We start from the raw sequence: 14,068 nt of genomic DNA, 5'->3' as shown, positions 1-14,068 counted from the left end.
CCCGTACGGGCAAGGCCCGCACGGGCTCCGGTGGTGCTTCGGAAGGCGTCCGGCGTCAGCGCACCGGGACGCGTGGCGCGGGGATTATCCGGACCAGCTTCGCGTGCGGCGAGCGGTCCGGGAACGGCACGATCACCATCGCGATGGCCAGCAGGAGCGTCGCGACGAAGGCGTCCAGCCAGTAGTGGTTGGCGGTCACGACGATCACGAGCAGCGTTATCGCGGGATGGAGCCAGATGAGCTTGCTGCCGGCGCGGCGGAGCGGGTCGCGGTTGCACCAGACGGCCATGACGCCGATGGCGACGACGACGGCCCAGCCGAAGTGCAGCGAGGGCATCGCGGCGTACTGGTTCGCGATCTTGGCACCGGCGCCGGAGTAGGGCGAGGTGCCGTCGGCCATGCCGGTGTCCTCGAAGCCGGGCATCATCCGGGGCGGGGCCAGCGGCACCAGGATGTGGATGACCAGCGCGACGCCGGTCATTATGGCCAGCAGATTCCGTATCCACTTGTAGTGGTCGCGGTGCCGGACCCACAGCCAGATCAGGAATGCCACGGTGACCGGGAAGTGCACGTAGGCGTAGTACTGGTTCGCGAACGACCTCAGCCACTCGGACTGAATCCACCAGTGCTGCACCACCGACTCGTCCGGCAGACGCAGCGCGTTCTGGATGTTCAGGACTTCCTTGGCGTTGTCGAAGGCCTTGCTGTCCGCACTGGACGCGAGCCCGCGCCCGAACTTGTAGACCAGGAACAGCGCCGCGACGAGCAGCAGCTCGCGGAAGGCGTCACGCGCGTACTTGCGGCGCTTGGCGCGCTTCGCGGCGGCGGCCTCCTCCGGGGTGAGCGGCTTCGGCTCGGCGACGGATGCGGCGGATGCGGCGGCGGTGGCGAGGTCCGGCTGTCCGGTAGCCCTCGCTTTGAGTCTGCTGATCACCGCTCCCCCATCTCCGTCCTGACGCCCGGTCAGATGTGCCATCTTCGTAACCACTTCATCGCCCACGGTCACCAAGTGGTGAATTTGGGCCGTCGGCCAGCCTAAGCCCGCCGTCAACCTGCAACACAATCAGCGGCCTTGGGCCCGCAACCTCTCAGACACCCCTCGGTGGCTTTCGGTTGCCGGAATCCCCGAAGACGACCCGAAGGCGCCCGAGCACTCCCCTGACGAAAACCGACGAGTCCCCCTGCGAGGAGACCCGAAAAGAAGACTCCACGAGGCTATGGGACTCATCGGCGGGCGGGCATCCGCCTGAGGACGGAGCCTGCCTCCTAAGGACTCAACCTCTGTACCGAGACCTGTGTTCCCTCCGTACGCTGCGGTCCATGACCGACCACAACGCGTCCGCGTCCTCGTCGTCGTCCGCCTCGCCGCCCCGCCCGCCGTCGGCCGGGCCCGCGGCCGCACACGCCGTCCCGGTGGCCGGTCCGGGCGAGCAGCGCCTGGTCCTGGTGGTCGAGGACGAGCCGACCATCGCCGAGGCGGTGGCTGCCCGGCTGCGCGCAGAGGGGTTCACCACCGCCGTCGCGATGGACGGCCCGGCCGCGGTCGCGCTGGCCGAGCAGACACGCCCGGACGTGGTCGTGCTCGACGTCATGCTGCCGGGACTGGACGGCCTGGAGGTGTGCCGGCGCATCCATGCCGCGCACCCGGCCGTGCCCGTCCTGATGCTGACCGCGCGCGACGACGAGACGGACCTGCTCGTGGGCCTCGCCGTCGGCGCGGACGACTACATGACCAAGCCCTTCTCGATGCGTGAGCTGGTCGCGCGCGTGCACGTGCTGCTGCGGCGCATGGAGCGCGCCGAGGCGGCCGCGCGGCAGGCGGCGCCCGAGACGATGCGGCTGGGCGGGCTGCGCGTGGACCGCACACAGCGCCGCGTCCACCTCGACAGCGCCGAGGTGCACCTCACGCCGACGGAGTTCGACCTGCTGGTGTGCCTGGCGTCCCGGCCGCGCGCGGTGCTGTCGCGCGAGCAGTTGCTCGCCGAGGTGTGGGACTGGGTGGACGCGTCGGGCACGCGTACGGTCGACAGCCACATCAAGGCCCTGCGCCGCAAGCTGGGCGCGGAGTGGATCCGGACCGTGCACGGGGTCGGGTACGCGCTGGAGACCCCCGGGGTCCCCGGTGCGCCCGGGCCTGGCGCACCCGGGCCTGGCGCACCCGGGCCTGGCGCACCCGGCGTCGGTGCCCCCGGCCTCCCCGGCACGTCGGGCGGGGTACCGGGCCAGGCCGGCCCACACGGCGGGTGACGGCGGTGCCGCGGCCCGCGTGGCTGCACGCCCGGCCGCTCGACCCGCTGCGCTCGATCAAGACGAAGCTCGGGGTGCTGGTCGTCACCTCGGTGTTCGTCTCGACGCTGCTGATGATCCTGGGACTGCGGGCCGAAGTGCAGTTCCGCTACATGTTCGTGGTCACTTCGCTCGCATGCCTGTCGGTCACCCTGCTGCTCGCGCACGGCATGACGTCGCCGCTGCGCGAGATGACCGCCGCCGCCCGGGCGATGGCCCGCGGCGACTACTCGCGTCGGGTGCGCGACACCTCGCGCGACGAGGTCGGGCAGCTGGCGAGCGCGTTCAACCGCATGGCGTCGGACCTCGAACAGGTCGACCGGCACCGGCGCGAGCTGGTCGCGAACGTGTCGCACGAGCTGCGTACCCCGATCGCCGGACTCCAGGCGCTGCTGGAGAACATGGTCGACGGCGTGCAGGAGCCCGACAAGGAGCATCTGGGCCAGGCCCTCACCCAGACCGAGCGGCTGGGCCGCCTCGTCGCGGACCTGCTGGACCTGTCGCGCCTGGACGCCGGCGTGGTGCCGCTGCGGCCGCGCGAGTTCGCGGTACGCCCGTTCCTGGAGTCCGTGCTGCGCGAGGCCGAGGCACTCGGCCACGACGTCGTCTTCGTCGTGGACGTCGAGCCGGCCGCGCTCAACGCCGTCGCCGACACCGAGCGCCTGCACCAGGTGGTCACCAACCTGCTGGCGAACGCCTGCCGCCACTCGCCGCCGGGTGGCCGCGTCAGCCTGCACGCGCACCAGGAGGACGTGCCGGGCAGCCTGCGCCTGGAAGTGCAGGACCAGGGGCCGGGCATTCCGCGCGAGGAGCGTACGCGCGTGTTCGAGCGGTTCATCCGGGGCGGCGACCGCTCGGCGATCGGCGGCGAGGGCGCGGCGGTGCCGTACCGGGGCGCGGGCGGTCGGCGGGAGGGCGGCGGGACCGGTCTGGGGCTGGCGATCGCGCGCTGGGCGGTGGATCTGCACGGCGGTGAGATCGCGGTCGCGGAGTCGCTCTACGGGTGCCGGATCAGGGTCGTCCTCCCGGCCGACGCGGGCCGTGCGCGGCAGGATGCGGGCTGAGTCCGCGACTGGAAACGTGGACGTCCGATTGATGACGTTCCGTGACGATGACAAATCCTCACAAGACGACTTCTCGCACAGTTGTACTGGCCAAGCACAGGTGGGCGCGTGTTCAGCGCACGGCGGCAACGGAATGTGGATAGGGACCGACGTTCCGGTTATGACGTTCCGTCACCTAGAATCCCCTATTAAGGGACAAATCTCCGCCACTCGGTCATCTCTCTGTGATCTACGCGACGCGTAGGACGTAGGGCCTGCGCACCATGGCCGAAAGGGCGTAGCCTTGTTTCCCGCTGTCCACCACCCCAGGAAGCGGAAGAGGGCGGTTGCCGCCGTGTCGTCACAGTCCCCTAGCAACCCGATGGCCAGCTTCGGCCCCAACGAGTGGCTTGTCGACGAGATCTACCAGCAGTACCTACAGGATCCCAATTCTGTGGACCGTGCCTGGTGGGATTTCTTCGCCGACTACAAGCCCAGCGGAGACGCGGTAACCGCACCCGCCGCAGACTCGTCGAACCGGAGCGGTCCCATCACCACCAGCACTCCGAGTGCGCCCGGCGCCGCCGGCACCGCGCCCGCACCGAGCCAGGCCGCAGCCGCGGCAGCCCCCGCCACCGTTCCCGCGGCTCCGGCAGCCGCCGGTGCGGCGGCGACGACACCGGCACCGGCGTCCAGCCATCCGATGGTCACCAGCGGCGTATCGACCAACGCCGGCGCGACCGCCGGCAGCGCGGCCCCTGCCAAGCCGACGCCGGCCGATCCGCCGCCCGCCAAGCCGAAGTCGGCCGCCCCCGCGCCGGCCCCGGCCGGCGCGGGCCCCGAGACCGTGGCCATCAAGGGCCCGGCCGCGCGCGTCGTGACCAACATGGACGCGAGCCTCGTCATCCCCACCGCGACCAGCGTGCGCGCCGTTCCGGCGAAGCTGCTGATCGACAACCGCATCGTGGTGAACAACCACCTCAAGCGGGCCCGCGGCGGCAAGGTCTCGTTCACGCACTTCATCGGGTACGCGCTGGTCCAGGCGCTCAAGACGATGCCGGCGATGAACCACGGCTACCAGGAGAAGGACGGCAAGCCCTTCCTGGTCAAGCCCGAGCACATCAACCTCGGCCTCGCGATCGACCTGACCAAGCCCAACGGCGACCGGCAGCTGGTCGTGGCGGCGATCAAGAAGGCCGAAGAGATGGACTTCTTCGGCTTCTGGCAGGCGTACGAGGACATCGTGCGCCGCGCCCGCGCCAACAAGCTCACGGTGGACGACTTCCAGGGCGTCACGGTCTCGCTGACCAACCCGGGCGGCATCGGCACGGTGCACTCCGTCCCGCGCCTCATGCCCGGCCAGGGCACGATCGTCGGCGTCGGCGCGATGGAGTACCCGGCGGAGTTCCAGGGTGCGTCCTCGGACACCATGGCCCGCCTCGCGGTCAGCAAGATCCTCACCCTGACCAGCACTTACGACCACCGGATCATCCAGGGTGCGCAGTCGGGCGAGTTCCTGCGTCGCATGCACCAGCTCCTCCTGGGCGAGGGCGGGTTCTACGACGAGATCTTCGCCTCCCTGCGCATCCCGTACGAGCCGGTGCGCTGGGTGCAGGACATCTCCGCGAGCCACGAGGACGACGTCAACAAGACGGCGCGCGTGCAGGAGCTGATCCACTCGTACCGCGTACGCGGCCACCTCATGGCCGACACCGACCCGCTCGAGTACAAGCAGCGCCGCCACCCGGACCTCGACGTCGTCGAGCACGGGCTGACGCTGTGGGACCTGGAGCGCGAGTTCGCGGTCGGCGGCTTCGCCGGGCAGTCGATGATGACGCTGCGCGAGGTGCTCGGCGTGCTGCGCGACTCGTACTGCCGCACCGTCGGCGTCGAGTACATGCACATCCAGGACCCGCAGCAGCGCAGCTGGATCCAGCACCGCATCGAGCTGCCGCACACCAAGCCTGACCGCGAGGACCAGCTCCGGGTGCTGCGCAAGCTCAACGCGGCCGAGGCGTTCGAGACGTTCCTCGCCACCAAGTACGTCGGCCAGAAGCGCTTCTCGCTGGAGGGCGGCGAGTCGACGATCCCGCTGCTCGACGCGATCCTGTCGTCGGCCGCCGAGGCGGGCCTCGACGAGGTCTCGATCGGCATGGCCCACCGCGGCCGCCTCAACGTGCTGACCAACATCGTCGGCAAGAGCTACGCGCAGGTCTTCCGCGAGTTCGAGGGCAACATCGACCCCAAGTCGATGCACGGCTCGGGCGACGTGAAGTACCACCTGGGCGCGGAGGGCACGTTCACCTCCGAGGACGGCGCGCAGGTCAAGGTGTCGCTGGTGGCGAACCCGTCGCACTTGGAGGCCGTCAACCCGGTCCTCGAGGGCGTCGTGCGCGCCAAGCAGGACATCATCGACATGGCCGGAGCCGGCTTCACCGTGCTGCCGCTGCTGCTGCACGGCGACGCGGCCTTCGCCGGCCAGGGCGTCGTGGCCGAGACGCTGAACATGTCGCAGCTGCGCGGCTACCGCACCGGCGGCACCGTGCACGTGGTGATCAACAACCAGGTCGGCTTCACCGCCGCCCCGGCCGCGTCGCGCTCGTCGATGTACGCCACCGACGTGGCCCGCATGGTCGAGGCGCCGATCTTCCACGTGAACGGCGACGACCCCGAGGCGTGCGTGCGCGTCGCACAACTGGCGTTCGAGTACCGGCAGGCGTTCCACAAGGACGTCGTGATCGACCTCATCTGCTACCGCCGCCGCGGCCACAACGAGGCCGACAACCCGTCGTTCACGCAGCCGCTCATGTACGACCTGATCGACAAGAAGCGCTCGGTCCGCAAGCTCTACACCGAGGCGCTCATCGGCCGCGGCGACATCACCGTCGAAGAGGCCGAACAGGCGCTGAAGGACTACCAGGACCAGCTGGAGAAGGTGTTCGCGGAGGTCCGCGAGGCCACCACCGCGCAGCCCTTGGCGCACGCCGCGCCGCAGGAGCTGCCGGAGTTCCCGGCGTCCGCGCAGACCGCGATCGCCGCCGAGACGGTCAAGCGCATCGTCGAGTCGCAGATCTCGCTGCCCGACGGCTTCACCGTGCACCCGCGCCTGCAGCCGCAGTTGCAGCGCCGCGCGGCGATGGTCGAGGACGGCACGATCGACTGGGCGATGGGCGAGACGCTCGCGTTCGGCTCGCTGCTGATGGAGGGCCACCCGGTCCGCCTGGTCGGCCAGGACTCGCGCCGCGGCACCTTCGGCCAGCGCCACGCGGTGCTGGTGGACCGCGACTCGGGCGGCGAGTGGACGCCGCTGGCGAACCTCACGCCCGAGCAGGCGAAGTACACCGTCTACGACTCGCTGCTCAGCGAGTTCGCGGCGATGGGCTTCGAGTACGGCTACTCGCTGGCGCGGCCCAACGCGCTGGTGCTGTGGGAGGCGCAGTTCGGCGACTTCGCCAACGGCGCGCAGACCATCATGGACGAGTTCATCTCGTCGGCCGAGCAGAAGTGGAACCAGCACTCCGGTGTGGTCCTGCTGCTGCCGCACGGCTTCGAGGGCCAGGGCCCGGACCACAGCTCGGCGCGCATCGAGCGCTACCTCCAGCTGTGCGCCCAGAACAACATGACGGTCGCCTCGCCCACGCTGCCCAGCAACTACTTCCACCTGCTGCGCTGGCAGACGCACAACCCGCACCACAAGCCGCTCGTGGTGTTCACCCCGAAGTCGATGCTGCGCCTCAAGGCCGCGGCGTCGAAGATCGAGGAGTTCACCTCCGGCGAGTTCCGCCCCGTCATCGGCGACACCACGGTGGACCCGTCGAAGGTGCGCCGCGTGGTCATGACGTCCGGCAAGTTCTACTACGACCTGGAGTCCGCGCGGACCAAGTCGGGTGTCGACGACGTCGCGATCGTGCGCGTCGAGCGGCTGTACCCGCTCCCGGTCGAGGAGATGCGCGCCGAGCTGACCCGGTACGGCATGGACCGGTACGGCAACGGCCTGGAGCTCGTGTGGGCCCAGGAGGAGCCGGCCAACCAGGGCCCGTGGCCGTTCATCGCGCTCAACCTGGTCGAGGCGGGGCTGCCGACGCCGCGCCGCATCGCCCGCCCGGCGGCGTCGTCGCCCGCGGTCGGCTCGGCCAAGCGCCACGAGGCCGAGCAGCAGGAGCTGGTCGCCGAGGCGTTCAAGTAGCAGCGGTACCCCGGACCGCGCGCGGTCCGGGCGGTATTTCCGACGGGTCCGCCCCGGCGCCTACGATGCGCCGGGGCGGACCCGTCCGTTCGTCCCTCAGTGGGCTCATCTATCGGGAGAGCACGTGTACTTCACCGACCGGGGCATCGAGGAGCTGGAGAGCCGGCGCGGCGAGGAGGAGGTCACCTTCGCGTGGCTGGCCGAGCAGCTGCGTACCTTCGTCGACCTCAACCCCGAGTTCGAGACCCCGGTCGAGCGCCTGGCCACCTGGCTCGCCCGGCTCGACGACGAGGACGACTGACCCGGTCGGTGCGCGGGCGGCCCGCGCAACGCCTCGCGCGACGCCCCCTTGCTCGCCTCCGCATCCGCATCCGTCTAGGCACCCGCACCCGCACCCGGCACGCTCATGCCGACGAGCGCGAGAGGCGCTGGGCGGTGGTGGCGCGCCACAGAAGCCAGGTCGTGCCGTAGAGGAGCAGCGCGACCGCGGTCCAGCGGCCGAAGCCGGTGGCGAAGTAGAAGCCGAAGACGTCGAAGGGCTGTTCGACGTGGGAGTGGGAGGCGCGTACGGCGCCGACCGTGCCCGCCAGGACCAGCGCGCCCGCCACCGCGGCGCGGGCGGCCACCGGGATGCGCATCGCGGGACGGGGCGGATGCGCGGGGAGCGCGGCGTACCGGCGCAGGCCCCACCAGGTGAGGGCGATCAGGCCGACGAAAGTGCTCGTGTACTGGAGCACGCTGAACCACGGGCGGCCGTCGGGCAGGAAGCTCGGCTCGCGCAGCCAGGGCGCGACGTCGGCGACGCCGGGGTCGCCGTGGTGCGTCCAGGCGTCCCAGAAGATGTGGGTCGTCGAGCCGATCCACGCGGACACCGCGAACCAGCCCGCGGTGCCGAGGAGTTCACCGGCGACCGGGCGGCCTTCGCGGCGGGCGGCGCGCAGGTCGGCGGGGAGGCGGGGCAGCAGGGGCGTCTCGACGCGCGCGCGTACCGCCTCCGGCAGGAGGGCCAGGAGCGGGCGCAGGAGCAGCAGGTGCCAGACGGCGACCGCGAGCGCGGTGAGCGCGAGGTTGTGCATCAGGACGCCCGGGACCACCGCGTGGGTGTCCTGCCGGGTGAACGAGAACGGCAGGAAGCCGAAGTCGAAGAAGAGCACCGCGTCCGGGACCATCGTGGCGAAGGCCATCGCCGACGCGACGAGCGGCCCGCGCCGCTCCCCGGCACCTGTCCGCGTCCCCGACTGCATGGGCAGCACGGCGGCGATGTGGCTCACGGTGAACGGCATTCACGGTCCTGGACGTCGGGGGCGTGGTCGTGGGAAGTGCGGCGGCCCCTCGGACGCGTCGTCGGAGCTCCCCGCCCGACACTGCCCGACCGCCATCTCCCCGGTTGTAGGACTCGCGGGAACAGCCGGTGGTTCCCGGCCTCTTGACGCCTCGTCAACGCGATATATCGTGGATGACGGGGGCACGCGATATATCGCGTATCGCGGCCGCCGGACCATCCACCAGGCCATGGTGCGCCCTGCCGCGCACGGCCGGAAGGGGAGGGGGGATTCATGTCCCAGTGGACCGTCGCCGAACCGCAGGTGCTCGACTTCGATCCCGTGCGCGTCGTACGCGTACGCGCGGTCGCCGGAATCGTCGACGTCGTGGGCACGGACGGACCGGCTCGGCTGGAGGTCTCGGCGGTGGAGGGGCCGCCGCTCGACGTCCGCCACGAGGAGGCGTCCGCCGAACTCGTGGTCGGATACGACGACCTCACCTGGAAGAACCCGAAGACCTGGCTCGACCGCCAGGTCCACGGCCGCAGTTGCACGGTCTCGCTGGCCGTGCCGTGGGACTGCACGATCGACGTCGCGGTCATGTCCGCGCACGCCACGGTCTCCGGGATGCACGGCGGTGTGACCGTGCGTAGCGTCGCGGGCGGCATCACCCTGGTCGGTCTGACCGGCTCGGTCGACGCCGCGACGGTGGCCGGCAACCTCGAAGCCGAGTCGCTGGCGGGCGACTTCCAGGTCGCCACGGTCTCGGGCGACCTCACGTTGGTCGAGGGCACCGGCGGCCGCGTCCGCGCGCACTCGGTCTCCGGCGCGATGGTGATGGACCTTGACGCGTTCGGCCGCAACGATGTGCACCTGTCGACGATTTCGGGGGCGCTGACGGTACGCCTGCCGCATGACGGCGACATGGATGTCGACGTCCGCTCGTCGGGCGGCACGGTCGGTTCGGCGTTCGAGGGGCTCACCGCCCGCACCGCGTTCGGAACCTCGCGGCTGGTGGGCACGTTGGGCGGAGGGACGGGCCGTCTGAGGATCAACTCGGTGTCCGGCGACGTCGCCCTGCTGCGGCGTCCCGCACCGGAAGGAAAGGTAAGCGTATGACCCCGGTCTTCGGCCACGGACGCCTTCGGCTGTACCTCCTCAAGCTGCTGGACGAGAGCCCGCGCCACGGGTACGAGATCATCCGGCTGCTCCAGGACCGCTTCCTCGGCCTGTACGCCCCCTCCGCCGGCACCGTGTACCCGCGCCTCGCGAAGCTGGAACAGGAAGGCCTGGTCACGCACTCGGTCGAGGGCGGCCGCAAGGTGTACCGCATCACCGACGCCGGCCGCGCCGAACTGGGCGAGCGCCAGGCGGAACTGGACGCCCTGGAGACCGAGATCCGCGAGTCGGTGTACGAGCGCGCGCGGGAGATCCGCGACGAGGTCCGCACCTCGGCCCGCAACCTGCGCGACGAACTGCGCCAGGCGGCGCGCGACGTACGCGACGACGCGCACCGTCCGGGCGGCGGCCCCGACGGCCGCCCGACCGCTCCCCCGTGGCGTGTCCCCGGCGGGGGCGGCAAGGACGACCCGATGTCGGCGTGGGCCAAGAGCCTCGGCCCCGCGCTCTCGCAGAAGATGGTCGACCTCGCGGAAGGTCTGGCCCAAGGACTTGCCGGCCTCACCGAGCAGCGGGCGCACCTGCTCGAGGAGGAGATCCGCAGGCGCTTCGGCCCGAACCCCGAGACGGACGACCGCTCCGACCCGTGGGCGGCGGAGACCGACCCCACCGACGAAACCGGCGGCGCGGCGGCGGCATCGGGGCCCGCCAAGACCACGGACCCGGCCAGGGGTTCCGGCGGGGACGGCCCGAGGCCGGGCACCGAGTCCGACCCGGGTTCCGGCTCCGGCTCGGAGCCCAGCCCGAGGCCGGGCGCCAAGTCGGGCAGCGGCAAGTCGGGCGGCGGCAAGTCCGGCGGCGACACCAAGTCCGGTGCCGGTGCCAAGTCGGGTCCCAGGGGCGGCGGCAGGCATTCCATCCCCGACCTGGACCGCCACGTCCAGCGCCTCTTCGACCGCTTCCGCACCGAGATCGACACCGCCGCCGGCCACGCCGGCCTGACCCCGAGCCAGGTCGACCGAGCCCGCGACGTCCTCGTCCAGGCCTGCTCCGACCTCAAGACCATCTTCGACGAACACTGATCCGCCGCCCAATTGCACGCCCGCACCGTGACACCGCGAACGCCGGGTGCTCCTCCGATTTCAGGAGGGAGCACCCGGCGTTCGCGTGCACACGGGGTTCCATCGACGTGGGGTTGTCATCTCGGCAGGGCGGGGGAACTTGTGGTCTTGTTGCGCAAACCGTTGGGTTCTCGGATGGAGACACACGGGGTGTCCGGGCGTTCGACCCGGACCGCAGGTGAAGTAGGGTTTGACTGCACACAGTCATCTGACGCAGCGTCATAAAGTTCGGGGGGACAGGGTGTCCGACGATCCGACCAGCGACTGGGCTCCGACCGGGATCGACGTTTCGGTGCCCAGCGTGGCCCGCATGTACGACTACTACCTGGGCGGCAAGGACAACTTCGCCGTCGACAGGGAAGCCTCCGACCAGCTGTCGCTGGCGGCACCCGGCACCCAGGCACTCGCCGTCAACAACCGCCGCTACCTCCAACGCGCGGTCCGTGTCCTGGCCGAGCAGTTCGGCGTACGGCAATTCCTGGACCACGGATCCGGGTTGCCGACCCAGGACAACGTCCACCAGATCGCCCAGCAGGTGCATCCCGCGTCCCGCGTGGTCTACATCGACAACGACCCGATCGTCCTCGCGCACGGCCGCGCGCTGCTGGCCGACAACGCCACGACCACGGTGATCACCGCCGACATGCGCGACACCGACGGCGTCATGTCGCACCCCGACGTCGAGAAGCTCATCGACTTCGACGAGCCGGTGGCCGCGCTGTTCGTGTCCGTGCTGCACTGCGTGCCGGACAGCGACGACCCCGGGGACCTCGTACGCCGCGTCATGGACCGCCTGGCCCCCGGCAGCTTCATCGTCGTGTCGCACCTGGTCTCGGACGACGACCCGGTACGCGAGCGTCTCACCGACTTCATGCTCACCGCCACGCAGGGCAATTGGGGCCGGGTACGCCGCACCGAGGAGGTCACGGCGTTCTTCGACGGCCTCGAACTGCTGGAGCCCGGCCTCGGCGAGATCTCCGCCTGGCGCCCGGACGGCCGCCCGGCCCCGGTCCAGGAGTCCGCCGAATGGATCGAGTTCGGCGGCGTGGCCCGCAAGTCCTGAACAAGTTCGGCCTGTTACGAGAGGGCGCCAACGCACGCGCCCCTGCCGGGAGCACCGTTCGGTGAGGATCGTGACGGCAACAGTGAGGGCCGACGAGCGGGTTGCTCGTCGGCCCTCACTGTTTGTGTGTCAGGCTCCTGGCGCTGCGCACACGCGCCCTCGGCGGGCATCCACACGGCACATGTCACGTGCCTCGCCGACGGGCGGTCGGACACCGGGGGCCGTTCGGAGGGGGAGCCACCCCGCTCGCCGGCCGTACGGCCCCCGGTCGAGGGTGGCGTCCGCCCGGGGCGCGGAGGAACGCTCCCCGGGCGGACGCCTGCTGAGGGGTGGTCAGGACGTCTCGCGGATGGCGCGTACGGCCTCCTCCAGGCGGCGACCGTACTCCGGGTCCGCGGCGTGGAAGTGCGGCAGCACCCGCTCCACGATGTCGTCGCGCTGCACCTGGCCGATGAAGCCCGCAAGGTTGGCGATCAGGCGGGACTTCTCCTCGGCGGACATGAGGCGGTACAGCTCGCCGGCCTGGAAGAAGTCGTCGTCCTTGGTGTGTGCCGGGGCCTCGTGGGTGCCGGTGAAGCCGACCACGGCCGACGGGGCGGCGAGCGGCAGGCCGGTCTCGTACGGGCCGCCGAAGCTGTTCGGCTCGTAGTTCTTCGCCCGGCCGCCGGCGTTGGTAGCCATCGCGCCGTCGCGGCCGTGGTTGCGGGCGACCGTCGCGTGCGGGGCGTTGACGGCGAGTTGGGTGTGGTTGACGCCGAGGCGGTAGCGGTGCGCGTCGGCGTACGCGAACAGCCGCCCCTGGAGCATCTTGTCCGGCGAAGGACCGATACCCGGCACGAAGTTGGCGGGGCTGAACGCGGCCTGCTCGACCTCGGCGAAGACGTTCTCCGGGTTGCGGTCGAGGACCAGGCGGCCGACCTTGATCAGCGGGTAGTCGGCGTGCGGCCAGACCTTGGTCAGGTCGAACGGGTTGAAGCGGTAGTTCGCCGCCTCGGCCACCGGCATCACCTGCACGTGCAGCGTCCACGACGGGAACACCCCGCGCTCGATCGCCTGGTGCAGGTCACGCTGGTGCGAGTCGGCGTCGCCGCCCGCGAGTTCGGCCGCCTGCTCGTTGGTGAGGGAGCGCACGCCCTGATTCGTCTTGAAGTGGTACTTCACCCAGAACGCCTCGCCGGCCTCGTTGACCCACTGGTAGGTGTGCGAGCCGAAACCGTTCATGTGGCGGTACGACGCGGGGATGCCACGGTCGCCGAACAGCCAGGTGATCTGGTGCGTCGCCTCCGGCGAGTGCGACCAGAAGTCCCACACGTTCTCGGCCTCGGTGATGCCGGTGAAAGGGTCGCGCTTCTGCGAGTGGATGAAGTCCGGGAACTTCAGGGGGTCCTTGATGAAGAACACCGGAGTGTTGTTGCCGACCAGATCGTAGTTGCCCTGCTCGGTGTAGAACTTCAGGGCGAAGCCGCGCGGGTCGCGCACCGCGTCGGACGCGCCGAGGTTGCCCGCGACCGTGGAGAACCGCAGGAACGTCTCGGTCTTGCGGCCGACTTCGCCGAGGAAGTGCGCCTTGGTGTAGCGCGACACGTCGTCGGTGACCTCGAAGAAGCCGTACGCGCCCGACCCGCGTGCGTGCACGACGCGCTCCGGGATGCGCTCGCGGTTGAAGCGGGCCAGCTTTTCCAGCAGGTACTGGTCCTGGATCAGGACCGGTCCGCCGATGCCCGCCTGCGCGGAGTTCTGGTTGTCCGCGACCGGGGCGCCGGACTCGGTCGTCAATATCTGGTCGGTCATGGGGTGCTGACTCCCTATCAGGTAACGCGATTCTGCGTTCTGTTCGCGGTGTTCTCGGGCGCGACTGGCGGCGGCCCGCCGGGACAACTCGGTCGCGGGCCGCGCCGGGACAACTCGGTCGCGGGCCGCGCCGGGACAACTCGGTCGCGGGCCGCGCCGGGACAACTCGGTCGCGGGCCGCGCCGGGACAACTCGGT

Annotated in this window: 10 protein-coding genes; 7 read left to right on the top strand and 3 right to left on the bottom strand. The window is 70.7% G+C overall.

All coding sequences use genetic code 11. The annotated features are described in order from the left end of the window. Positions 1 to 55 precede the first annotated feature (55 nt). Positions 56 to 934, bottom strand: a complete 879-nt coding sequence (locus ACWD12_RS22470) for a phosphatase PAP2 family protein (RefSeq protein ID WP_450101003.1) — start codon at positions 932 to 934, stop codon at positions 56 to 58. Positions 935 to 1,320: 386 nt separating this feature from the next. On the opposite strand from ACWD12_RS22470, the gene ACWD12_RS22465 reads away from it, so the two are divergent. The 4 genes from ACWD12_RS22465 (at position 1,321) to ACWD12_RS22450 (ending at position 7,816) form a co-directional block, all read left to right on the top strand. Beyond that, complete coding sequence (locus tag ACWD12_RS22465; protein WP_450101002.1) at positions 1,321 to 2,247, top strand: response regulator transcription factor; 927 nt, start codon at positions 1,321 to 1,323, stop codon at positions 2,245 to 2,247. Beyond that, entirely contained in the window at positions 2,244 to 3,350 is a 1,107-nt protein-coding gene (locus ACWD12_RS22460) for an ATP-binding protein (RefSeq protein WP_435839185.1), read from the top strand. The genes ACWD12_RS22465 and ACWD12_RS22460 overlap by 4 nt, the downstream gene beginning before the upstream one ends. A gap of 361 nt (positions 3,351 to 3,711) precedes the next feature. Next, a complete protein-coding gene (locus ACWD12_RS22455; RefSeq protein WP_450101001.1) occupies positions 3,712 to 7,515 on the top strand; it encodes a multifunctional oxoglutarate decarboxylase/oxoglutarate dehydrogenase thiamine pyrophosphate-binding subunit/dihydrolipoyllysine-residue succinyltransferase subunit in 3,804 nt (1,267 codons plus the stop codon). A 124-nt stretch (positions 7,516 to 7,639) separates the two neighbouring features. Then, positions 7,640 to 7,816: a DUF6104 family protein gene (locus tag ACWD12_RS22450; RefSeq protein ID WP_358362786.1), complete on the top strand. Its 177-nt coding sequence runs from the start codon at positions 7,640 to 7,642 to the stop codon at positions 7,814 to 7,816. A 103-nt stretch (positions 7,817 to 7,919) separates the two neighbouring features. Here ACWD12_RS22450 and ACWD12_RS22445 read toward each other — a convergent pair whose 3' ends face one another. Continuing rightward, on the bottom strand, positions 7,920 to 8,798 hold the full coding sequence (locus tag ACWD12_RS22445; RefSeq protein WP_450101000.1) for a DUF4184 family protein: 879 nt from the start codon (positions 8,796 to 8,798) through the stop codon (positions 7,920 to 7,922). Between the two features lie 273 nt (positions 8,799 to 9,071). Between ACWD12_RS22445 and ACWD12_RS22440 the strand changes: the two genes are divergently transcribed. The 3 genes from ACWD12_RS22440 (at position 9,072) to ACWD12_RS22430 (ending at position 12,080) form a co-directional block, all read left to right on the top strand. Beyond that, positions 9,072 to 9,896, top strand: a complete 825-nt coding sequence (locus ACWD12_RS22440; RefSeq protein WP_358362789.1) for a DUF4097 family beta strand repeat-containing protein — start codon at positions 9,072 to 9,074, stop codon at positions 9,894 to 9,896. Further along, positions 9,893 to 10,978, top strand: coding sequence for a helix-turn-helix transcriptional regulator (locus ACWD12_RS22435; protein WP_450100999.1), 1,086 nt, complete (start codon positions 9,893 to 9,895; stop codon positions 10,976 to 10,978). The genes ACWD12_RS22440 and ACWD12_RS22435 overlap by 4 nt, the downstream gene beginning before the upstream one ends. 280 nt (positions 10,979 to 11,258) lie before the next feature. Beyond that, complete coding sequence (locus ACWD12_RS22430; RefSeq protein WP_450100998.1) at positions 11,259 to 12,080, top strand: SAM-dependent methyltransferase; 822 nt, start codon at positions 11,259 to 11,261, stop codon at positions 12,078 to 12,080. A 333-nt stretch (positions 12,081 to 12,413) separates the two neighbouring features. Here ACWD12_RS22430 and ACWD12_RS22425 read toward each other — a convergent pair whose 3' ends face one another. Continuing rightward, on the bottom strand, positions 12,414 to 13,871 hold the full coding sequence (locus ACWD12_RS22425; protein WP_450100997.1) for a catalase: 1,458 nt from the start codon (positions 13,869 to 13,871) through the stop codon (positions 12,414 to 12,416). Positions 13,872 to 14,068 lie beyond the last annotated feature (197 nt).

Source organism: Streptodolium elevatio, from assembly GCF_053592165.1.
Note: the sequence above shows the minus strand (reverse complement) of the source record. Positions and strands in the feature narration are given on the sequence as shown.